The 21992-nt window shown below is 72.3% G+C and carries 20 protein-coding genes; 7 read left to right on the top strand and 13 right to left on the bottom strand.

The features are described 5' to 3' along the window. The first annotated feature begins 529 nt into the window (after positions 1-529). Positions 530-2026, top strand: a complete 1497-nt coding sequence (locus tag AB0P07_RS30390) for an MFS transporter (RefSeq protein WP_362483634.1) — start codon at positions 530-532, stop codon at positions 2024-2026. A 140-nt stretch (positions 2027-2166) separates the two neighbouring features. On the opposite strand, the gene AB0P07_RS30385 is transcribed toward AB0P07_RS30390, so the two are convergent. The 4 genes from AB0P07_RS30385 to AB0P07_RS30370 all read right to left on the bottom strand — a co-directional run bounded on the left by AB0P07_RS30385 (position 2167) and on the right by AB0P07_RS30370 (position 5150). Continuing rightward, positions 2167-2373 carry a DUF397 domain-containing protein gene (locus AB0P07_RS30385; RefSeq protein WP_365556199.1) on the bottom strand — a complete coding sequence of 69 codons (207 nt, stop codon included), beginning with the start codon at positions 2371-2373 and terminating at the stop codon, positions 2167-2169. Between the two features lie 11 nt (positions 2374-2384). Continuing rightward, positions 2385-3239: a helix-turn-helix transcriptional regulator gene (locus AB0P07_RS30380; RefSeq protein WP_365556197.1), complete on the bottom strand. Its 855-nt coding sequence runs from the start codon at positions 3237-3239 to the stop codon at positions 2385-2387. A gap of 778 nt (positions 3240-4017) precedes the next feature. Next, positions 4018-4575 (bottom strand): ATP-binding protein, encoded by a 558-nt coding sequence (locus tag AB0P07_RS30375; protein ID WP_365556195.1) that lies wholly within the window; start codon positions 4573-4575, stop codon positions 4018-4020. Positions 4576-4772: 197 nt separating this feature from the next. Beyond that, complete coding sequence (locus AB0P07_RS30370; RefSeq protein ID WP_365556193.1) at positions 4773-5150, bottom strand: STAS domain-containing protein; 378 nt, start codon at positions 5148-5150, stop codon at positions 4773-4775. Between the two features lie 241 nt (positions 5151-5391). Between AB0P07_RS30370 and AB0P07_RS30365 the strand changes: the two genes are divergently transcribed. Then, positions 5392-6318 carry an RNA polymerase sigma factor SigF gene (locus AB0P07_RS30365; RefSeq protein ID WP_362348906.1) on the top strand — a complete coding sequence of 309 codons (927 nt, stop codon included), beginning with the start codon at positions 5392-5394 and terminating at the stop codon, positions 6316-6318. 85 nt (positions 6319-6403) lie between these two features. On the opposite strand, the gene AB0P07_RS30360 is transcribed toward AB0P07_RS30365, so the two are convergent. The 5 genes from AB0P07_RS30360 to hutU are packed head-to-tail and all read right to left on the bottom strand — an operon-like array spanning position 6404 to position 12264. After that, complete coding sequence (locus tag AB0P07_RS30360; protein ID WP_365556190.1) at positions 6404-6736, bottom strand: hypothetical protein; 333 nt, start codon at positions 6734-6736, stop codon at positions 6404-6406. 35 nt (positions 6737-6771) lie between these two features. Next, positions 6772-7944 (bottom strand): imidazolonepropionase, encoded by a 1173-nt coding sequence (gene hutI / locus AB0P07_RS30355; RefSeq protein WP_365556188.1) that lies wholly within the window; start codon positions 7942-7944, stop codon positions 6772-6774. A gap of 41 nt (positions 7945-7985) precedes the next feature. Then, positions 7986-9335: a formimidoylglutamate deiminase gene (locus AB0P07_RS30350; RefSeq protein WP_365556185.1), complete on the bottom strand. Its 1350-nt coding sequence runs from the start codon at positions 9333-9335 to the stop codon at positions 7986-7988. Beyond that, positions 9332-10549 carry an allantoate amidohydrolase gene (locus AB0P07_RS30345; RefSeq protein ID WP_365556183.1) on the bottom strand — a complete coding sequence of 406 codons (1218 nt, stop codon included), beginning with the start codon at positions 10547-10549 and terminating at the stop codon, positions 9332-9334. The genes AB0P07_RS30350 and AB0P07_RS30345 overlap by 4 nt, the downstream gene beginning before the upstream one ends. Continuing rightward, positions 10546-12264, bottom strand: a complete 1719-nt coding sequence (hutU, locus tag AB0P07_RS30340) for a urocanate hydratase (protein WP_365556181.1) — start codon at positions 12262-12264, stop codon at positions 10546-10548. Before hutU ends, AB0P07_RS30345 begins: the two co-directional genes overlap by 4 nt. A 179-nt stretch (positions 12265-12443) precedes the next feature. On the opposite strand from hutU, the gene AB0P07_RS30335 reads away from it, so the two are divergent. After that, positions 12444-13817, top strand: coding sequence for a diaminopimelate decarboxylase (locus tag AB0P07_RS30335; RefSeq protein ID WP_365556274.1), 1374 nt, complete (start codon positions 12444-12446; stop codon positions 13815-13817). Between the two features lie 100 nt (positions 13818-13917). Here AB0P07_RS30335 and AB0P07_RS30330 read toward each other — a convergent pair whose 3' ends face one another. Further along, positions 13918-14505 carry a hypothetical protein gene (locus tag AB0P07_RS30330; protein WP_365556179.1) on the bottom strand — a complete coding sequence of 196 codons (588 nt, stop codon included), beginning with the start codon at positions 14503-14505 and terminating at the stop codon, positions 13918-13920. A gap of 130 nt (positions 14506-14635) precedes the next feature. Continuing rightward, on the bottom strand, positions 14636-15499 hold the full coding sequence (locus AB0P07_RS30325) for a MurR/RpiR family transcriptional regulator (RefSeq protein WP_365556177.1): 864 nt from the start codon (positions 15497-15499) through the stop codon (positions 14636-14638). 152 nt (positions 15500-15651) lie between these two features. Here AB0P07_RS30325 and AB0P07_RS30320 point away from each other — a divergent pair, with 152 nt between their 5' ends. Continuing rightward, positions 15652-16086: a hypothetical protein gene (locus AB0P07_RS30320; RefSeq protein WP_365556175.1), complete on the top strand. Its 435-nt coding sequence runs from the start codon at positions 15652-15654 to the stop codon at positions 16084-16086. Between the two features lie 350 nt (positions 16087-16436). On the opposite strand, the gene AB0P07_RS30315 is transcribed toward AB0P07_RS30320, so the two are convergent. Further along, positions 16437-17822, bottom strand: coding sequence for a cystathionine beta-synthase (locus tag AB0P07_RS30315; protein ID WP_361008509.1), 1386 nt, complete (start codon positions 17820-17822; stop codon positions 16437-16439). A gap of 167 nt (positions 17823-17989) precedes the next feature. Here AB0P07_RS30315 and AB0P07_RS30310 point away from each other — a divergent pair, with 167 nt between their 5' ends. The 3 genes from AB0P07_RS30310 to AB0P07_RS30300 all read left to right on the top strand — a co-directional run bounded on the left by AB0P07_RS30310 (position 17990) and on the right by AB0P07_RS30300 (position 21593). Next, positions 17990-19015, top strand: a complete 1026-nt coding sequence (locus AB0P07_RS30310) for an SGNH/GDSL hydrolase family protein (RefSeq protein WP_365556172.1) — start codon at positions 17990-17992, stop codon at positions 19013-19015. A gap of 241 nt (positions 19016-19256) precedes the next feature. Continuing rightward, on the top strand, positions 19257-20477 hold the full coding sequence (locus AB0P07_RS30305; protein ID WP_365556170.1) for an acetyl-CoA C-acetyltransferase: 1221 nt from the start codon (positions 19257-19259) through the stop codon (positions 20475-20477). A gap of 306 nt (positions 20478-20783) precedes the next feature. Continuing rightward, positions 20784-21593: a hypothetical protein gene (locus tag AB0P07_RS30300; protein WP_365556168.1), complete on the top strand. Its 810-nt coding sequence runs from the start codon at positions 20784-20786 to the stop codon at positions 21591-21593. A 24-nt stretch (positions 21594-21617) separates the two neighbouring features. Here AB0P07_RS30300 and AB0P07_RS30295 read toward each other — a convergent pair whose 3' ends face one another. Then, entirely contained in the window at positions 21618-21929 is a 312-nt protein-coding gene (locus AB0P07_RS30295; RefSeq protein WP_328560900.1) for a hypothetical protein, read from the bottom strand. Positions 21930-21992 lie beyond the last annotated feature (63 nt).

Here is a 21992-nt window from a genome sequence, read left to right as displayed (position 1 = left end):
GCGACCTGTGGACCGCCTGTCGACCGCCCGTGGGTCACTTGCGGACAAGCCGGGCAGTCACCGACGTCCGCCGCGCGATCGACTGCGCGACCTGCCCCGTCGACCCCACGTCCGAACCTGCGGCTGTGGGGTGCCATCCTGTAATGGACCTTCGAAAGATCGTTCGCGGTTCCATTATCACCTGTGATCCGCGTCTCAAGTCCTTCCATACCGGGCGGTGTCCTGCCGTATGGTGAATCAGCGCCTGTAGTACCCAGGGGACCTTTGGCGACAGTTTCGACGCTGAAGGTCTCTTTTGTGTGCGGGTCGGCCCCCACGGCCGGCCTTGAAAGGAATGACCTGTGGCCGGGCCTCGGCGCGTGCAGTGACGCGCACGGAGGCGTGGATCCCGGTGGCCGCCGCCCACCGCTTCGCAATCCGGAGCGGAATCCCTCAGGCGTGGGACGGGCGGGGAAGGCCGCCGGTGCCGGCCGCCCCCCACCGGGCGCGCATCGCCTCGTGAGCGCGTCCCGACCAGCAAGGATCGACCATGGCGTCCAGCCTGACGAAGGACTCGGTCACCCCGGGCACCCCCGGAACCGAGAAGACCTTCTTCGGCCACCCCCGCGGACTGGCCACACTTTTCATGACCGAGATGTGGGAGAGGTTCTCCTACTACGGCATGAGGGCTCTGCTCCCGCTGTACCTCGTCGCCCCGGGCGGCCTCGGCCTCAACGCCGGCACCGCGACCGCGATCTACTCGGTGTACCTCTCGCTGGTGTACCTGCTCACGATGCCGGGCGGCTGGTTCGGCGACCGCGTATGGGGTCCCCGCAAGACCGTCGCCATCGCCGGTGGCGTGATCATGCTCGGCCACCTCACGCTGGCGCTGCCGTCCGCGGGCACGTTCTACGCGGGCCTCGGTCTGGTAGCCATCGGCTCCGGCCTGCTGAAGGCCAACATCTCGACGATGGTCGGCCAGCTCTACAGCGGCCCCGACGACCCGCGCCGCGACGGTGGCTTCACGGTCTTCTACATGGGCATCAACCTCGGTGCCTTCGCCGCGCCGCTGACCATCGGCACCATCGGCGAGAACGTCAACTGGCACCTGGGCTTCGCCCTCGCCGCGGTCGGCATGGGTCTGGGCGTGCTCCAGTTCCTGATCGGCAGCCGCCACCTGGACCCGCACTCCAGCACGGTCCCGAAGCCGCTGTCCGTCGAGGAGAAGACCTCGACGCTGCGCAAGGCCGCGTTCTGGGCCGCGCTGGCCGTCGTCTTCTACGCGATCGTCGGCTTCTCCGGTGTCTACACCCTGAACTGGATCCTGGTCCCGCTGACCCTGCTCGGCGTGATCGTCCCCATCCTGGTGCTGACCAACATCAAGCGCGACAAGTCCCTGGACCGCGCGGAGCAGTCCAAGATGTCGGCGTACATCTGGTTCTTCGTCGCCGCGGCCGTGTTCTGGATGATCTACGACCAGGGCGGCTCGACCCTGTCGCTCTTCGCCGACTCCTCGACGAACACCAGCGTCCTCGGCTGGGACTTCCCGGTCTCCTGGTTCCAGTCGGTCAACCCGGTCATCATCATGGCCCTGGCCCCGGTCTTCGCGACGGTGTGGCTGGCGCTCAACCGCCGCGGCAAGGAGCCGAGCACGGTCGTCAAGTTCTCCTTCGGCCTGGTCCTGGTCGGCGCGTCCTTCTTCCTCTTCCTGGCCCCGCTGGGCATCGCGGAGGGCGGCCACAAGGCGGCGGCGCTGTGGCTGGTGGCGATCTACTTCGTCCAGACCTGCGGTGAGCTGATGCTCTCCCCGGTCGGCCTGTCGGTGACGACGAAGATGGCTCCGGTGAAGTACGCCTCCCAGATGATGGGCGTCTGGTTCCTCGCCGTCACCGCCGGTGACGCCACGACCGGCCTGCTCTCCATCGCCGGCGTCGACCTCAACAAGACGGGCATCGTCGCCGCGGAAGCCACCCTCGCGGTGGTCGCGGGCCTCGCGATCTGGATGTACCGCAAGCGCGTCAAGGAGCTCATGGGCGACGTCCGCTGAGCCCTGCGGGCACGCCCGCTTCTTCCCGGAGGGTCACCCCGTCCTGCGGACGGGGTGACCCTCCGGGCGTGGGGACGAGGTTGGCGGAACCTCGTGGCGGGCGAACCACGCCTCCCGGCTCCCGGCCCCCGGGGTGGTCGTCACGGTCGAAAACCCCGGCTCCGTCCGTGGGCATCCGCCGCGGCGTACGCGGCGAAGCGCGTCCACGTGGCGGGACGGAGGGCGAGGCGGGGCCCGTTCGGGTTCTTGGAGTCCCGGACGAGGATCGTCGCCGGGGCGGTGGCTATCTCGAGGCAGTTCGAACTGTCGCCGCTGTACGTGGACTTCCGCCACTGGTGGATGCTCATGCCAGCCTCTCTCACATGTCCCGCCTGAGGTTTTCAATGAAGTCGCGCGACGCGGTGGTGTCGAGCGCGCAGGACTCCATGTGCTCCAGCACGGCACGGTACTTGGCCAACTGAGCCTCCGCGTCGAGAAATCCGCAGCCGCCGTGGTGGGTGTCCAACTGAACGGTGTCGAGTTGCGGCACGGCTCCCTCGACATAGTCGAAGGACTGTCCGGTGCTGGGGTAGTACGCCGCTCCGAAGGGGATGACCCGGACTGTGACGTTCGGCAGCTCGCCCATCTCCAAGAGGTGCTTGAGCTGACCGCTCGCGACTTCGGGGCCGCCGAAGCCCATCCGTAGAGCCGACTCGTGGACGATTGCCGAGTACTGAGGCGCGCACTCCCGGTGAAGGACGCCCTGGCGCTTGATGCGATGGGTGAGGCGATGCTCGATCTCGTACTGCCGCATGGACGGGACCACGGCTCGAAAGAGCGCACGTGCGTGGTCCGTGGTCTGCAGGAGCGCGGGGATGTGCATGGCGAGAGCCACGCGCAGGCCTGTGGCGTGGTGCTCCAGTTCGGCCAGGTCGACCAGGGCCGCAGGCAGGTGCTCGCGGTACTCCTCCCACCAGCCGCGGGTCCGGCGCCCGGTCATCGCCGAGAGAGCCGCGATCAGGCGTTCGTCGACACAGTCGTAAGCGGAGGCCATCGCCGCGACACGGTCGGCACTGAGCGGACTGCGGCCGGTCTCGATCATGCTGACGCGCCCCTGGTTGACGCCCAGGTGTGCGGCCGCCTGTGTGACCGTGAAGCCAGCACGTTCGCGCAGTTTCCGCAGTTCGGCGCCGAGACGCCGCTGTCGCAAAGTGGGGTTGGTTACAGGGGGCACGACGCCTCTCCTCAGGCCACCGCATGGCGCGTTCGTAACTCACACGAGGTAACAACAGGTGCATCTTCCGGATTTGGGAGATAAATCTCCCCAATAGCCCTACGGTAGCCCCAACCGCCCAACCCCCCGCCCCCGTAAGCCGGAAGCGCACCCCCTGGGCACAGCCACCGCCCGGCGCGGCCGTTGGGCAGCCGGATCCCCTCCTTCCCGAAAGGCTGCTTCATGGGCACCGTATCCCCGTCCGACACCTGGGCGTACGCCCTCCGCCTGCCGCACGACCCCAGGGCCGCACGCGTCGCACGGGTGACCGTACGGGCCGTCCTCGGCGGGCACGGGCGGCACGGAGTACTGGACAGCGTCGAGCTGCTGGCGTCGGAGCTGGTCACCAACGCCTACCGGCACACCCGCGGTCCCTGCTCGCTGCGGCTCACCGCGCTGAGTGACGGGCGGCTGCGGGTCGGGGTGTGGGACAGCAGCCCGCACGTGCCCTCTCCTTCGCGGAACCGCCGGGAGGGCACCGGACGGCTCCCGCCCCGCGGGGGGACGCGGAGGGCGGGCGCGGGCTGCAGCTCGTACAGGCGTGTGCCGACTCGCGGGGAGGGTGGTCACTCGGCGACGACGTGCTCCCGCGCGGCGCCGGGAAGCTGCTCTGGTTCGAGGTGCGGGGGTAGCGCAGGGCACGGTCCCCACCGGGGTCCGGGGCGGAGCCCCGGGGACGGCAGCCTCTTGGCCGACCGAGACGGGCGGGTGGGCGAAGAGCCCGGCAAGCGCCGCAGGCCTACGCCGGAGCGCCCAGCTCCGCCCAGACCCGCTTGCCCGCGACTCCCGGCGTGCGTACGACGCCCCAGTCCAGGCACAGGCGCTGCACGATGAACATCCCGTGGCCGCCGGGGCGCCCCGCGCGGTGCGGGGTCCGCGGCGCCGGCTGGCCCGTACCGCGGTCGGAGACCTCCAGCCGGATCACCTTCTTCTCGCAGGTGATCGACAGCTCGTCCGGGCCCTCCGCATGGAGACACGCGTTGGTGACCAGCTCGGAGACCACGAGCAGGACGTCCTCCGCGGCGGCACGCTGGTCCGCGGTGGCGGAGGGCAGCCAGCCCCAGGCGTACAGCGCCTCGCGGGTGAAGTCACGGGCCAGCGGGACGACCCCGCTCGCGTCCTCGAAGCTCAGCCTGCGGGCCTGCCGCCCGCCGCCCCCGGAAGCGGAGGCAGCCGTGGGCACGGACGCCGCCCCGGGAGCCCCCGAGGAAGGCACCTGCGCGGGCGCGGACGCCCCGGAAGCGCCGCTGGGCTCCGGACCGCGGTCGCCCGGCGGGTAGGGCCGGGTGGTGCTCATCAGCGCTTCACCTCACCGATTCACCAGTTCACGTTTCAAATTCGCTGCCGGCAATGTCGCACACAGCCGGTTCAGGGTCTCTCCTGCCCGACCGGACCGTGCGAACACCCCTGTATTCGCCACGAAACCCGGCGCGGGGCGGAAACGCCCGCCCCGGGAAGCACACGCACCCCTCCGTCGGCCGGACAAGGACCGGCTCAGCCGGACTCGTCGGCCAGGGCGGCCGCAAGCGTGTCATGCAGGGTGAAGACAGCTTCGGCCCCCGTGATCTCGAACACGCGGGCCACCACCGGCTGCATGGCCACCAGATGCACGCCGCCCCCGGTCGCCTCTGCCTTCAACCGAGCGCCGAGCAGGACGTTGAGCCCCGTGGAGTCGCAGAACTCGAGCCGTGAACAGTCCACGACGAGCCGGTTGAATCCCTTGGCGAGACAGTCCTCCAGCGGCTCGCGCAACAGATCGGCGGTGTGGTGATCCAGCTCACCCGCCGGGGTCACGACGGCACTGGGGCCCTCTTCCCGTACCTCGACCAGAAGCCGGCCCGACTGGGCCTGGCCGACCGTCCCGCGGTCCATGCCGTTTCTCTCTCCCGAGGTCGTGACTGCTTGCTGACGCCCCCCGAACACTACGCCCTCCCGCAGTGCGCCGACACTCTAACAATCGCGCACAAACGGACATATTGACACAGAACGCACTTGCGATCGACTCGGTGGACCCGGTAGGGCTAGTACGACACGTCAACCGACACGGCCGGCTTTGGAGGCGCCGCACACCGCAGTGCACGTATTTGGCTTCGGCAGCCGTATGCCGAGAACGATGGAGGACATCATGTCACCCCGGCTCGACGGATCGCGTACCCACCAAGCGACGTCGACACTCCCTCCGGAACATCTGGATCCCATCGAGCACCACGACGCCGTCGTCGACCCCGACGACGCACTCGCCGGGCTTCCGGACATCCCCGCCTACGACGAGGTCGCTCCGGCGGACGCCAGGGCCCTGTCCAAGACCCTCTTCGAGCGGCTGGAGTCGCTTGAGGAAGGCACCCATGAGTACGCGTACGTGCGCAACACGCTCGTCGAGCTGAACCTGGCGCTGGTCAAGTTCGCCGCCTCCCGCTTCCGCTCGCGCAGCGAGCCGATGGAGGACATCATCCAGGTCGGCACCATCGGCCTGATCAAGGCGATCGACCGCTTCGAGATGTCGCGCGGTGTGGAGTTCCCCACGTTCGCGATGCCGACCATCATCGGCGAGATCAAGCGCTTCTTCCGCGACACCTCGTGGTCCGTGCGCGTCCCGCGCCGCCTGCAGGAGCTGCGGCTCGACCTGGCGAAGGCCGGCGACGAGCTGGCTCAGCGCCTCGACCGCGCCCCCACGGTGAGCGAGCTGGCCGAGCACCTCGGCCTGTCCAAGGACGAGGTCGTCGAGGGCATGGCGGCGTCCAACGCCTACACCGCCTCCTCACTGGACGCCCAGCCGGAGGAGGACGACGCGGAGGGCGCGCTCGCCGACCGCATCGGCTACGAGGACCACGGGCTCGAGGGCATCGAGTACGTCGAGTCGCTGAAGCCGCTGATCGCCGAGCTGCCCTCGCGGGACCGGAAGATCCTCTCCCTCCGTTTCGTCGCGGGCATGACCCAGTCGGAGATCGGCGAGGAACTGGGCATCTCGCAGATGCACGTCTCACGTCTGCTGTCGCGGACCCTCGTACGGCTGCGCAAGGGGCTCACGGTCGAGGAGTAGTCCTCGGACCCTGACCGGGTGTTCCTTGCCCTCAAGGGGGGCGGTCCGAAACCGGGCCGCCCCCCTTCGGGCTGCCGGGGCCCCGTCACCCGGAGTGGGCGAACAGGGCGGCGGTCGGCAGCAACGGCACCAGGACGCACAGCAGCCAGAACGAGCGCGGGGCGAGGGCGGTCCTGCGCCGCAGGGGCTCGTTGGCCAGCCACCAGAGCAGCCCGAACAGCGCGACCACCGGGACGACGATCACCAGCCAGAGCGCCATCCCGTCGTTCTCCGTCGGGTTGCGCACGGTCCAACCGAGTTCGGCCAGCGGCCAGTTCACCAGCACGTACCAGACGATCCAGATCGGCACCACCGCCGGTACGCCGAGCAGCAGGTTCACCAGGAACGGCGCTCCCCAGGCCCGCCAGTGCCTCGCCATCCGCCCTGTCCCCGCTCCCGCCGACGCTCGTACGCTCACACCTTACGTACGCCGCGCCGCCACACGCCCGCGACCAGCGGCACCCCCGGCCGGTAGGCCAGGTGGACGTGGCTCGGGGCGTCCAGGAGCGTCAGGTCGGCGTACGCGCCAGGGACGAGGCGTCCGACGTCGTCGCGGCGCAGGGCAGCGGCGCCGCCGGCAGTGGCCGACCAGACCGCCTCGTCCGGCGTCATCCCCATGTCCCGTACCGCGAGCGCGATGCAGAAGGGCACGGACGACGTGAAGGAGGAGCCGGGGTTGCAGTCGGTGGAGAGGGCGACCGTGGCACCGGCGTCGATCAGGCGCCGGGCGTCCGGCCACCGGGCGCGGGTGGAGAACTCGGCGCCGGGCAGCAGGGTCGCGACCGTACGGCTGTTCGCGAGGGCGTCCACGTCGGCGTCGGTCAGGTGGGTGCAGTGGTCGGCGCTGGCGGCGTCGAGTTCGACGGCGAGCCGGACGCCGGGGCCGTAGGAGAGCTGGTTGGCGTGGATGCGGGGGTGCAGGCCCCTGGCCCTGCCCGCGGTGAGGATGGCGCGGGCCTGGTCGCCGTCGAAGGCGCCCTTCTCGCAGAACACGTCGATCCAGCGGGCGTGCGGCGCGCAGGCGTCGAGCATCTCGCCGGTGACCAGGTCGACGTAGGCGGCGGGGTCGTCTGAGAGTTCGGGGGCGACGATGTGGGCGCCGAGGAAGGTGACCTCGTCGGTGTGGCGGGCGGCGACGCGCAGGGCGCGGGACTCGTCGGCGGTGGTCAGGCCGTAGCCGGACTTGGTCTCGAAGGTGGTCGTGCCCTGCCGCAGGGCCTCGGCGAGGTAACGGGTGAGGGAGGCCTCCAGCTCCGCGTCGCTCGCGGCGCGGGTGGCGGCGACGGTGGTGCGGATGCCGCCCGCGCTGTAGGGGCGGCCGGACATGCGGGCGTTGAACTCCTCGGTGCGGTCGCCCGCGAAGAGGAGGTGGGAGTGGGAGTCCACGAAGCCGGGGAGGACCGCCCGGCCCTCGGCGTCGACCCGGTTGTCAGTGGCGGGTGCTTTGCTTGATTCACCGGTCCACGCGACCCGGTCGCCCTCGATGACGACGGCCGCGTCCCGGACCAGACCGAGCGGGGAGTGGTCGCCGAGGGAGGGGTCGTTGGTGACGAGTGCGGCGATGTTGGTGATGACGGTGCTGCTCATGGGGTCCCTGGTGTCCTCGTGGGGGCGGGGGCTGATCGCCGTCAGGCGTGCAGGGCTTCGACGGCCTGCGCGAGGGCCTGCGGCACGTCGGGGACGAGGGCGTGCGCCCCATCGCGTACGACGTGCCGCCCGCCCACGATCGTGTGCCGCACGTCCGCTGCCGTCGCGGCGAATACGGCCGTCTCGGCGCCGAGCCTGGGCAGTGGCCCCGCCGTCCTGACCGAGTCCAGCGCGATGGTCGCGAGGTCGGCGCGGGCTCCGGCCTCGATGCGGCCGGTGTCGTCCCAGCCGAGGGCGGCGTGGCCGTCGGCCGTGGCGGCGCGCAGCAGGGCCGCGGCGGTCCAGTGGCCGCGGGCGCGGGTGCGCAGACGCTCGTTCAGCTCCATTGCGCGCGCCTCTTCCAGCAGGTCGACGACGGCGTGGCTGTCGGAGCCGAGGGAGAGCGGGGAGCCCGCCCGCTGCAGCGCGGCCGCCGGGCCGATGCCGTCGGCCAGGTCCCGTTCCGTGGTGGGGCACATGCAGGTGCCGGTGCGGCTGCCGCCGAGCAGGGCGACGTCCTCGTCGGTGAGGTGGGTGTTGTGGACGCCGGTGGTGCGGGGGCCGAGCACGCCGTGGTCGGCGAGGAGGCGGGTGGGCGTGCAGCCGTGGGCCTGCCGGCAGGCGTCGTTCTCGGCGGTCTGCTCGGACAGGTGCATGTGCAGCGGGGCCCGCCGTTCCTCGGCCCACCGCGCCACGGTCGTCAACTGGTCCGCGGGCACGGCCCGTACGGAGTGGATCGCGGCCCCGATCCGTGCGTGATCCCGTTCCTTGAGAACTGAACAGCGTTCGGCCCAGGCCTCCGCCGTGCCGTCGGAGAAGCGTTGCTGGTGGGTGTTGGGGGGTTCGCCGAAGCCGGAGGACAGGTAGCAGGTGTCGAGGAGGGTGATGCGGACACCGGCTTCGGCGGCCGCCTCGATCAGCGCCTCGCCCATCGCGTTGGGGTCGGCGTAGGGGGTGCCCGCGGGCGCGTGGTGCACGTAGTGGAACTCGCCGACGGTGGTGATGCCGGCCAGCGCCATCTCGGCGTACACGGCGCGGGCGAGTGCGTGGTAGGTGTCCGGCGTCAGCCGGTCGGCGACGGAGTACATGACCTCGCGCCAGGTCCAGAAGGTGCCGGAGCCGACCTGGACGGTGCCGCGCAGGGCGCGGTGGAAGGCGTGCGAGTGCGCGTTCGCCAGCCCCGGCAGGGTCAGTCCGCGCAGGATCTCGGCGCCGGGTGGCGGGGTGTGGACGCCCTGGTGGACGGCGGTGACGCGGCCGCCCTGGACGTCCACGGCGACGCCCGGCTCGACGTGGGTGCCGAGCCAGGCGTGCTCCAGCCAGTACGTCCGGGTCCGCTCGGTGGAGGTCACGTGCAGGCCAGCCCTTCCAGTACGTCGGCGAGTGCGCTCACCCCGGCCGCGCAGTCGTCCTCGGCGGCGTACTCGGCCGGGGAGTGCGAGACGCCGGTGGGGTTGCGTACGAACAGCATGGCGGTCGGGATGCGGTCGGAGAGGATTCCGGCGTCGTGTCCGGCGCCGGTGCCGAGGACGGGGACCTTCAGTTCCGTACGGGTGCCCAGGATGCGGGCGAGTTCGTCGCGCAGGGCGTGGTCGAACTCGACGACGGGCGTGAAGGACTCGCGCACGACGTCGAGGTCCACGCCGTGGGCGGCGGCGTACTCGCGGGCGGCCTTCTCGATACCGGTGACGACGGTGTCCAGGCTCTCCTGGTCGGCGGCGCGCGAGTCGAGCCAGCCGCGGACCAGGGAGGGGACGGCGTTGACGCCGTTGGGTTCGACGCCGATCTTGCCGAAGGTGGCGACGGCACCGGCGAGTTCGGCCTCGCGGCGGGCGGCGAGGACGGTCTCGGCGTACGACAGCATGGGGTCGTGCCGGTCGGCGAGGCGGGTGGTGCCGGCGTGGTTGGCCTCGCCGCGGAAGTCGAACCGCCAGCGTCCGTGCGGCCAGATGGCGGAGGCGATGCCGATGCGGTCGCCGGACAGGTCGAGGGCGCGGCCCTGCTCGACGTGGAGTTCGACGAAGGCGCCGATGCGGGCGAGCCGTTCGGGGTCGGGGCCGAGGGCGCCCGGGTCGTACCCGGCCAGCTCCATGGCCCGCGGGAGGGTGACGCCGTCGCCGTCGGTGAGGCGGTGCGCCTGCTCGACGGTGAGCGCGCCGGCGGTGAGCCGGGAGCCGACGCAGGCGAGGCCGAAGCGGGCGCCCTCCTCGTCACCGAAGTTGACGATGCCCAGCGGCCTGGTGAACCGCGCTCCCCTGGCGCGCAGTTCGTCCAGGGCGGCGAAGGCGGAGACCACGCCGAGCGGGCCGTCGAAGGCACCGCCGTCGGGCACGGAGTCCAGGTGGGACCCGGTGACGACGGCGTTCCCGGCGGCCGGGTCGCCGAGCCAGGCCCACTGGTTGCCGTTGCGGTCGGTCTCGAAGGCGAGGCCGCGCGCCTCGGCCTGCTCCTGGAACCAGGCCCGGCAGTCGGCGTCGGCGCCCGTCCAGGCGTAGCGGCGGTAGCCGCCGGAGGCGGAGCTGCGGCCGACCGGCAGCAGCTCCGCCCACATGCTGTGGAAGCTCACGCGCCGTCACCCTCGCGCGTCGCGTCGCCCTGCCGGGTCGCGTCACCCGCGGCGGCCCCGGCGCCCTCGCGCATCGGCACCCGCACGCCCCGCTCCCCGGCGACCGACTCGGCGATGTCGTACCCGGCGTCGACGTGCCGGATGACGCCCATGCCGGGGTCGTTGGTGAGGACCCGGCGGATCTTCTCCCCGGCGAGCGGGGTGCCGTCGGCGACGGTGACCTGGCCGGCGTGGATGGAGCGGCCCATCCCGACGCCGCCGCCGTGGTGGAGGGAGACCCAGGAGGCGCCGGAGGCCACGTTGACCATGGCGTTGAGCAGCGGCCAGTCGGCGATGGCGTCGGAGCCGTCGAGCATGGCCTCGGTCTCGCGGTACGGGGAGGCGACGGAGCCGCAGTCGAGGTGGTCGCGGCCGATGACGATCGGGGCGGCCAGCTCACCGCTCGCGACCATGTCGTTGAACCGCTCGCCGGCCTTGTCGCGCTCGCCGTAGCCGAGCCAGCAGATCCGGGCGGGCAGGCCCTGGAAGTGCACCCGCTCGCCGGCCATCTTGATCCAGCGGGCCAGGGACTCGTTCTCCGGGAAGAGGTCGAGGATCGCCTGGTCGGTCCTGGCGATGTCGGCGGGGTCGCCGGACAGGGCGGCCCAGCGGAAGGGGCCCTTGCCCTCGCAGAAGAGCGGGCGGATGTACGCCGGCACGAAGCCGGGGAAGGCGAACGCCCGGTCGTACCCGGCGAGCCGGGCCTCGCCGCGGATGGAGTTGCCGTAGTCGAAGACCTCGGCGCCCGCGTCCTGGAAGCCGACCATGGCCTCGACGTGCCGGGCCATGGACTCGCGGGCCCGGGTGGTGAAGCCCGCCGGGTCCTTGGCGGCGGCGTCGGCCATGTCCTCGAAGGCGATGCCGGTGGGCAGGTAGGCCAGCGGGTCGTGGGCCGAGGTCTGGTCGGTGACGATGTCGATCGGGGCGCCCATGGCGAGCAGCTGCGGGACCAGTTCGGCGGCGTTGCCGAGGACGCCGACGGACAGCGGCTTGCGGCGGTCCCGGGCCTCGGTGGCCAGCTGGAGGGCGTGGTCGAGCGAGTCGGCCCTGACGTCGAGGTAGCGGTGCTCGATGCGGCGGTCGATGGCGCGCGGGTCGCAGTCGATGCAGATGGCGACGCCGTCGTTCATCGTGACGGCGAGCGGCTGGGCGCCGCCCATGCCGCCGAGGCCGGCGGTGAGGGTGACGGTCCCGGCCAGGGTGCCGCCGAACTTCTTCGCGGCGACGGCGGCGAAGGTCTCGTAGGTGCCCTGCAGGATGCCCTGGGTGCCGATGTAGATCCAGGAGCCGGCCGTCATCTGCCCGTACATGGTCAGGCCGAGGGCCTCCAGGCGACGGAACTCCTCCCAGTTGGCCCAGTCGCCGACCAGGTTGGAGTTGGCGATGAGCACGCGCGGCGCCCACTCGTGGGTCTGCATGACGCCGACCGGACGGCCGGACTGGACGAGCATCGTCTCGTCCTGCTTCAGGGTTTTCAGGGTGCGGACCATGGCGTCGAAGGAACGCCAGTCACGCGCCGCCTTCCCGGTGCCGCCGTAGACGACGAGCTTGTCGGGGTGCTCGGCGACCTCGGGGTCGAGGTTGTTCTGCAGCATCCGCAGGGCGGCCTCCTGCTGCCAGCCCAGGGCGTTCGGCTCGGTACCGCGTGGCGCTCGGACGGGACGAGGTCCGGACATGGTCTGCCTCCTGGTGGCTTGCTCCCGGCGGATGTTTGCTACGGATATTCATATCCTCGCCACGTGAATAGAACTAGTCAACAGGGTCGTGCCCCGCGCGGCGCGCGTGCGAGTGTGGGGAAGGACGCGTCTGGGCAGGCGGCGACGGTATGGAGGCTGGCGTGAGCAACGGCACGGACATGAGCGGTGACACCGGCGCGGAGCGGGCGGTGCGGCGGGACCGGGCCGTGCGGGCGGCCGTGGAGCAGGGGCTGCTGGGGCCCGACGCACCCATCGTCGGGCTGCTGGACGTCGCCGGGATACGGGAGTCGGCCGCGGCCCTGCGGTCGGCGTTCGAGGCGGTGACGGCGCCGGGCGCGCCCGTGTTGCACGCCTTCGCGGTGAAGGCGTCCCCGCTGGTCCCGGTCCTGCGGCTGCTGCACGAGGCGGGCATCGGGGCGGAGGTCGCGAGCCCGGGCGAGCTGGCCCTGGCGCGGGCGGCGGGGGTGCCGGCGGAGCGGACGGTGCTGGACTCGCCCGCCAAGACGCCGGACGAGCTGCGCCAGGCCCTGTCGCTGGGCATCGCCGTCAACGCGGACAACCCGCAGGAGCTGGAGCGCCTCGACGGCCTGGTGTCCCGGGGGAAGAGCGCGTCCCCGCTCGGCATCCGGGTCAATCCCCAGGTCGGCGGGGGCTCCATCGAGGCCCTGTCGACGGCGACGGCGACCTCGAAGTTCGGGGTGGCCCTGCGCGACGCGGGGGCGCGCGAGTGGGTGGTGCGGGCGTATCTGGACCGGCCGTGGCTGACCCGGCTGCACGCGCACACCGGGTCCCAGGGCATTCCGCTGGTCCTGATGGCCGAAGGGGTGCGTCAGACGTACGCGCTCGCCGAGGAGATCAACGAGCGGGCGGGCCGCAGACAGGTCGACACGCTCGACATCGGCGGCGGCCTCCCGGTGAACTTCGCGTCGGAGGAGGCCACACCGACGTACGCCGAGTACGCGCGCGTGCTGAGCGAGGCGGTGCCGGGGCTGTTCGACGGGCGGTACGGGCTGGTCACCGAGTTCGGGCGGTCGCTGCTGGCCAAGCACGGCACGGTCGTGGCGCGCGTGGAGTACGCCAAGAGCGCTGGGGGGCGGCCGGTCGCGGTGACGCACGCGGGCGTGCAGGTCGCGACGCGGACGGTGTACGCGCCGGGGTCGTGGCCGCTGCGGATCGCCGCGTACGACGGCAAGGGGCTGCCCAAGGCGGGGCCCGACGTGGCGCAGGACGTGGCCGGTCCGGCGTGCTTCGCGGGCGATCTGCTGGCCGTGGGCCGGGCGATGCCGCTGCTCGAACAGGGGGACTACGCGGCGGCGCTGGACACGGGGGCGTACTACTTCGCGCACCACTACGCGTACAACTCGCTGGCGCGGCCCGCGGTGTACGGGTTCGTCGCCGACGAGGGCGGGGGCGTCTCCTTCGCCACCGTGCGGGAGGCTCAGCGGGTCGAGGAGATCGTGGCCGAGGCGGGTGGGGCCTACGCCGATGCGCTGACCGTCGCCGTTCGCCGTGGGGGTTCTGCCCGTTCGTAGACCCGCGGTCCGTCGTGGCCGGTCGCGCCCACGCGGCGGAGCCGCACCATGTCACAGCCCCGCGCCCCTGGGCGGGGCGCTTCGCGCCCCGGCCCCCGGGTCAGACCACCGCCGCCGTCTTCCGCCTCGCGCCACCCGGGGCCGCGTCGCCCGCCGCGATGCCCGTGCTGCGGTATCCCTTGACCGCCCTGCCCGCCGGGCGGCCGGTGTTGCCGGCGAGCCAGTCCACCCGGACCCAGAGCAGGGCGTCCCGGGACTGCTCGCGGCGGCCGATCCAGGCGGACTTGAGCCACAGCCCGGCCCCGCAGCCGGCCAGCAGCAGTCCGCCCGCGGCGGGGACGGCGAAGGCGCTGCCGAGGGCGGCGAGGAAGGCGAGGGCCAGCCACCAGCGGTGTCCCCGGCGCCAGTTGCGCACGGTGACCCCGCGGTCCTGGAGCACGTCGTGCTTGCCCGCGCGGGCGGCCGAACCGGCCAGGGCGGTGTAGCGCCGTCGGCGGACCCACGCCACGACGGCCGTGGCGACGACGAAGAGCGCGGCCCCGGCCAGCACCCCGATCCGGCGTCCGGTGAATCCCGGCACCAGCACGCCGATGCCGGCCGCGAAAACGCCCAGCCACCACAGCGGCGCGGCGCCCGCCCGTACGACGACGGCGACCCGAGCCAGCCCCACCTGTCCTCCGCGCGCCACGTCCTGCCTCCTGTCCCGTTCCTGCCTGTGCGTTGCGTCTGAAGGGTGTGTCAGGCGCCGCACTGTAACGGGGCAAGCTGAGACGAATCTGAGAACCCGTCCGCCGTACGGGTCACCCGGCCCGAGGGGCTCAGTCCACGAAGAGTCCCCGCGCGGCCGCCTTGGCGTCGAACTCCTCCAGCCGGGCCTGCGCGTCCGGCAGGTCGTCGCACATCGCCTCGAGGAGCACCCGGCCCAGCAGCATCGGCGCGCAGGCGGTGTCGAAGGCGAGGCCGGTGCCGACGGCGGCGGGGAGCAGCAGGTCGGACACCTTGGCGACCGGCGCGAAGGCGGAGTCGGCGACGGTCACCACCGTGAGCCCGGCCTCCTTGGCGTGGGCGAGCGCCTCGACGACCTCGCGCGGATGCCGGGGGAGGGCGAAGCAGAGCAGGGTGCCCGCACCGGCCCGGACGGCGGCGTCGATGCGGTCGTGGAGCATCGTGCCGCCCTCCCCGAGGAGGCGGACGTCCGGGTGGACCTTGGCGGCGAAGTAGGCGAAGCCGTGCGCCTGGGCGGCGGCGGCCCGCAGCCCGAGCACCGGCAGGGGCCTGCTCCCGGCGAGCAGCCGCCCCGCCTCCCGCACCGGCGCCGGGTCGGCCAGCACCTCCGCGAGGTGCCGCAGGTTCTCGATCTCGGCCGCCACGGCCTGCTGGTACTCGTTGACGGCGCCGGTGTCCGCGACCGGTTCCGCGGGGGCGACCTCGCGCAGATGGCGGCGCAGCGCCGGGTAGCCGTCGAAGCCGAGGGCGACGGCGAAACGGGTGACGGACGGCTGGCTGACCCCCGCCAGCTCGGCCAGCTCCACACTCGACAGGAAGGGCACGTCGGATGCCCGGCGCACCATGCTGTGCGCGATGCGCCGCTGGGTCGGCGTCAGCCGGTGCCCCTCGAACAGCGCCTGCAGCCGCGCGGCCGGCCCGTCGGCCCCGCTCGTCCCGCCGGTCCCGTTCGTCATGTGGCCCCCTCGACCTATTCACGCGCCCCGACTTCTGCATACCGTTATACAGCGGGGTGGTGCGGCACCGCCGATCCGTACCGGCCGGCCCCCGTCGAAGTCGGGGGTTGTCCCCAGTGCCGAAGCAGCCCCGGCTGGCTACCGTCAGTTTCATGACGGGAATGGACGCACGCGACGCCGACCTCAAGAAGGATCTCGACGCCACCCTGCGCACCCGCAGGGAGCTCGGTGAGGAGTACGAGTCCGCGCTGGTCGACTCGTTCCTGGAGAAGGTCGACCAGCGCATCGACTCGGTCGTGGACCGCCGGGTGCGCCGGCAGCTCGCCGAGCAGCAGATGACGGCGGCCCGGGACAGCCGGTCGCCGAGGCCCACGGACACCTTCGGCGAGCGCTTCGGTTTCGGCATCGTCTCGCTGGTGCTGGCGATCCCGCTGTCCGCGATCGGCGGCGGTGTGGCGCACCTGCCCGGGATGCTGGTCGCCTGGGTCGGCATCGTCGGGGTCAACGTCGTCCAGGTCGCCCGCACCAACCCGGGCCTGTTCGGACGCCGCCACCGCACCGGCCGGGACGACGCCTGGGAGGACTGAGACCTGGGGCGGGGTCCTGGGGCCGGGTCCTGGGGCCGGGCCCTGAGGGGAGACTGCGCGGGGACCGCCGCACCCCCATCGCTGGGGGGCGGGACGACGGCGGTCCCCGCGGGGGACGCGCACGTGCCGGGCCTCACGTCCGGGCGGCGCGTCCGTGGCGTCCTTGGAGGTCCGGGAGCCGCTCCGGAAGGTCCGTGACGCCGTTCGGTGTCGGCGGGTCCGGGGAGCCGCTCCCTTCCCTGCCGACACCCTTACTCTGCCGGTCCCGTGTTAAGCGACTGCTGCGCGCACGTGACGTGCGCGTACCACTTCCGCGAAGGCCGCGGAGGTCAGCGGCCCGGCGACCGCTCCTACTTGCCCTTGGCGAGGAAGGACAGCAGGTCCTGCCGGCTCACCACCCCGGTCGGCTTGCCCTCGACCAGGACGATGGCCGCGTCGGCGCCGCCGAGCACCGACATCAGGTCCGCCACCGGCTCGCCCGAGCCGACCTGGGGCAGCGGGGCGGACATGTGCTTCTCCAGCGGGTCCTCCAGTGAGGCGCGCTTGGCGAACAGCGCGTCCAGCAGCTCGCGCTCCACGACCGAGCCGACGACCTCGGCGGCCATCACGTCCGGGTGACCGGCACCGGGCTTGACGATCGGCATCTGCGAGACGCCGTACTCGCGCAGCACTTCGATGGCCTCGCCGACGGTCTCGTCCGGGTGCATGTGGACGAGGGAGGGGATGTGGCCGCCCTCCTTGTGGTTCAGCACCTCGGCGACGCGGGCGCTGGGACCGGCGTCCTCCAGGAAGCCGTAGTCGGCCATCCACTCGTCGTTGAAGATCTTGCTGAGGTAGCCGCGTCCGCTGTCCGGCAGCAGGACCACCACCACGTCGTCCTCGCCGAGCCGCGCCGCCACCTCCAGGGCCGCGACGACCGCCATGCCGCAGGAGCCGCCCACCAGCAGGCCCTCCTCCTTGGCCAGGCGGCGGGTCATCTGGAAGGAGTCCTTGTCCGAGACGGCGACGATCTCGTCCGCGACCTCGCGGTCGTACGCCGTCGGCCAGAAGTCCTCGCCGACGCCCTCGACCAGGTAGGGACGCCCGGAGCCGCCGGAGTACACGGAGCCCTCGGGGTCGGCGCCGATCACCTTCACCGCGCCGTCACTGGCGTCCTTCAGGTACCGGCCGGTGCCGGAGATGGTGCCGCCGGTGCCGACGCCGGCCACGAAGTGGGTGATCTTCCCCTCGGTCTGCTCCCACAGCTCGGGGCCCGTGGAGTGGTAGTGGGAGAGCGGGTTGTTCGGGTTGGAGTACTGGTCCGGCTTCCAGGCGCCCGGCGTCTCGCGGACCAGCCGGTCGGAGACGTTGTAGTAGGAGTCGGGGTGCTCGGGGTCGACCGCGGTCGGGCAGACGACGACCTCGGCGCCGTACGCACGCAGCACGTTGATCTTGTCGGTGGACACCTTGTCGGGGCAGACGAAGATGCACTTGTAGCCCTTCTGCTGGGCGACGATGGCGAGGCCGACGCCCGTGTTGCCGCTGGTCGGCTCGACGATCGTGCCGCCCGGCTGCAGCTCTCCGCTCTTCTCCGCGGCCTCGATCATGCGCAGGGCGATGCGGTCCTTCACCGAACCGCCCGGGTTGAAGTACTCCACCTTGGCCAGGACGGTCGCCCTGATCCCCTTGGTCACGCTGTTGAGCCGCACCAGCGGGGTGTTGCCGACGAGGCTGATCATCGAGTCGTGGAATTGCACCGTGGTCTCCGGATGCCGCAAATGAAAGGTCGATATCGGTCCGGCCAGCCTATGGCCTGCCGACCCGAGCATGCCCCGTCACGGTCGTTCACCCTGCGTTGAGATTGGGCGACCGTCCGTACGGGGCAAGGAGTGGGTGTACGGGTTTCGGGAGGTGGCGGCTACGTATGACGAGCATGTCGAGGGCGAGGGCGGCCCGCCGGATCGCGGCCGGCGCCGCGTACGGCGGCGGCGGCATCGGGCTGGCGGGAGCGGCGGCGGTCGGCCTGGTGGTGGCCGAGGTGCAGCTCGCCAGACGCCGGGTGGGTGTGGGCACCCCGGCCCGGGTGCCGAACGCGCAGGGACTGTACGGCGGCACCCTGCCCACGGCCGGTGAGCCACCGCTGCGGCTGCTGATGCTGGGCGACTCCACGGCCGCCGGGCAGGGCGTCCACCGGGCCGGCCAGACGCCGGGCGCACTGCTGGCGTCGGGGCTCGCGGCGGTGGCGGAGCGGCCGGTGCGGCTCGGGTCGGTCGCACTGCCGGGGGCGTGTTCCGACGACCTCGACCGGCAGGTGACGCTGGCACTCGCGGATCCGGACCGGGTGCCCGACATCTGCGTGATCATGATCGGCGCCAACGACGTCACCCACCGGATGCCGGCGACCCGCTCGGTACGGTACCTGTCCGCAGCGGTACGGCGGCTGCGCACGGCCGGCGCGGAGGTGGTGGTCGGCACCTGTCCGGACCTGGGCACGATCGAGCGGGTGCGGCAACCGCTGCGCTGGCTGGCCCGGCGGGCCTCCCGGCAGCTGGCGGCGGCGCAGACCATCGGCGTCGTCGAGCAGGGCGGGCGCACGGTGTCGCTGGGCGACCTGCTGGGCCCGGAGTTCGCGGAGAATCCCCGGGAGCTGTTCGGGCCGGACTACTACCACCCCTCCGCGGAGGGGTACGCAACGGCGGCGATGGCGGTACTGCCGTCGGTGTGCGCCGCGCTCGGCCTGTGGCCGGCCGAGGAGGAACACCCGGACGCGCTGCGCCGCGAGGGCTTCCTGCCGGTGGCCCGGGCGGCGGCGGAGGCGGCGTCCGAGGCGGGCACGGAGGTCGCTGCCGCCGTACCCACGGGGCCTCGGGGGCCTTGGGCGCTGCTCAGGCGCCGGCGGCGGCGGAGGGTCTCGGAGGCAGAGCCGGCGCCGTCGGGACAGCCGGGGTAGGAGCCGGGTCGCTTCACGGCGCCGCCCGGTGCCGCTGCGTCCACCCGTGCCGCCCTGGGGGTACCTCCCAGGCCGTTCAGACACTGGAGGAGGCACGACTGCCCGCAACGGGGAGGGATGCCAAGCAAGCGCTTAGACATGTGCGGTCCAAGTCACACCGCCGCGGGCGTGACCCGGGCCATACGGCCGGGTAACTTCCCCACCAGCCGCCCGATTCCTTCGCCTCGCCACTGGAGCCGTGATGCCCGAAGCCGTGATCGTCTCTGCCGCCCGTTCCCCCATCGGCCGCGCCTTCAAGGGCTCCCTGAAGGACCTGCGCCCCGACGACCTGGCCGCCACGATCATCCGGGCGGCCCTCGCGAAGGTCCCCGAGCTGGACCCGCGGGACATCGACGACCTGATGCTCGGCTGCGGTCTGCCCGGCGGCGAGCAGGGCAACAACCTCGGCCGGATCGTCGCCGTCGAGATGGGCATGGACCACCTGCCGGGCTGCACGATCACCCGGTACTGCTCCTCGTCCCTGCAGACCTCGCGCATGGCCCTGCACGCCATCAAGGCCGGCGAGGGCGACGTCTTCGTCTCGGCCGGTGTCGAGATGGTCTCCCGGTTCGCCAAGGGCAACTCCGACAGCCTGCCGGACACCCGCAACCCGCTCTTCGCCGAGGCCGAGGCCCGTACCGCCGAGGTCGCCCAGCAGGAGGGCACCACCTGGCACGACCCGCGCGAGGACGGCCTCGTCCCCGACCCGTACATCGCGATGGGCCAGACCGCCGAGAACCTGGCCCGCGCCAAGGGCATCACCCGGCAGGAGATGGACGAGTTCGGCGTCCGGTCCCAGAACCTCGCCGAGGAAGCCATCAAGAACGGCTTCTGGGAGCGCGAGATCACCCCGGTCACGCTGCCCGACGGCACGGTCGTCAGCAAGGACGACGGTCCGCGCGCCGGCGTCACCCTGGAGGGCGTGGCGGGTCTCAAGCCGGTCTTCCGCCCCGACGGCCTGGTCACCGCCGGCAACTGCTGCCCGCTCAACGACGGCGCCGCCGCCCTGGTGATCATGAGCGACACCAAGGCCCGCGAGCTGGGCCTGACCCCGCTCGCCCGCATCGTCTCCACCGGTGTCTCCGGCCTCTCCCCCGAGATCATGGGCCTCGGTCCGGTCGAGGCGAGCAAGCAGGCGCTGTCCCGCGCCGGGCTGAGCATCGGCGACATCGACCTGGTCGAGATCAACGAGGCGTTCGCCGCGCAGGTCATCCCCTCCTACCGGGACCTCGGCATCCCGCTGGAGAAGCTCAACGTCAACGGCGGCGCCATCGCCGTCGGCCACCCCTTCGGCATGACCGGCGCCCGTATCACCGGCACGCTGATCAACTCCCTGCAGACGCACGACAAGCAGTTCGGCCTGGAGACCATGTGCGTCGGCGGCGGCCAGGGCATGGCGATGGTCATCGAGCGCCTGAGCTGACCCCCGTCGGGGCCGCCACCGAGGGCCACTGATGGACCGTCAGTAGCACCCGGTGGACCCAGCGTGACGGACCGGCCCGGAGCCCTGCCGACCGCAGGGTTCTGGGCCGTTTTGTGACCCAAACTCCCCCAGGATGTGACCTACCTCTCCCGTACCCTTGATTTACGCAGGTCAGAACAGCATCACCCCCACCTTCCGGGCCCAAAGTCCTGTCCGTTTCGTGACGTTACGCACTGACAGACGGTTAGTCCTCCCTTCAAGCTGATGTAGGAAGTCGGGGGTCGACTTTGAACCGGGAGTACGTCAGTGAGCGCCATGCCGATCGCCCTGCTGCTCACCACGGCCGCCACCGGCGCCGTGGGCGTCGCCGTCCTGCGCAGCATCCTGGTGCTGCGCCGCCAGGTGACCGCCTTGCGCACCGAGCTGGCCGAGAGCCGGGCCACCGCCGCGCGGGCCCGGGTGCCCGCCGCCCGCACCACCGCCGACGCCGAGGAGATACGCGCCGCCGTGGCGGAGGCGCTCGCCGAGGAGCGTGAGCGCGAGCTCGCCGAGGCGCGGGCCTTCTGGGCCGCCCAGGAGACCCGGGACGTCTCCGACGCGCCCCTGCTGCTCGGCCTGTCCGACAGTGAGCTGTTCCTGCCCCGCCAGACCGACCTCGCGGGCCTGGAGCCGGTGGTCGAGCCGGCCGCGGACACCGACGAGCCGTCCGACCGGGACACGGGCCACACGGGCCCCAGGGAGTCCGCCGAGCTGGCCGCCGCGCGCCGCCGGCACCCCTCGCACCCGGACTTCGTGCCGAACCCGTCCCCGGCCGTGAACGACCACGACCGCACCGTGGCGGCCCTGGAGGAGCTGGCCGAGTCCAGCGTCGCGCTGGCGGACGTCCGTCCTGGCCCGCTGGGCACTCTCGACGTGTACGTCTTCGCCGACGGCACCACCCTGTGCATGACCCCGGGCCACCGGGAGACCGCGGAGCGCCTTGCCGCCGCCCTGGGCGCGGGTCAGACGCCGTACCTCCTGGGCGGTTCCGGGATCTCCGGCGCCTACACGCTGACCTTCGCCTGCGGCGAGGAGAACGTGTACATCCTGGCGGACCGCGTCATCGCGTCCCTGTAGGCGCCCCAGGGCCTCCCGGCCGCGTCACACCCCGGCCCGCTTGCGGGCCTCCTCCACCAGCGCCGCCGCTTCCTCCACCTGGCCCTCGTCCTTCAGTACGAGGGCCAAGTCGTGCGCGGCAACGGCGATCTGGTCGGCGGCGGCGAACATGCCCGCGTCCGGCATCTCACGGGGCTCGGCCCCGGGCTCCTCCACGAGCTGGGCGCGCCGGGCCAACTCCCTGGCCAGCTCCAGCGCCTCGGCGGCCGCGCCGCGCTGCAGCCTGCTCTGCGGGGCGGCCCGCAGCCGGTCGGCGAAGTCGTCCACGGCACGGGTCAAAGGCGTCGTATCAACCACGGCGTGAGCGTACGCGGCCGTCCGGGACTGTTGCCAACGGACGCACGCTCGGGCACGGTGACC

It is taken from the genome of Streptomyces sp. NPDC085944 (genome assembly GCF_040686295.1).
Lineage (GTDB): Bacteria > Actinomycetota > Actinomycetes > Streptomycetales > Streptomycetaceae > Streptomyces > Streptomyces salinarius.
The sequence above is the reverse complement of the archived record's forward strand: the minus strand, read 5'-3'. Positions and strand labels throughout refer to the sequence as shown.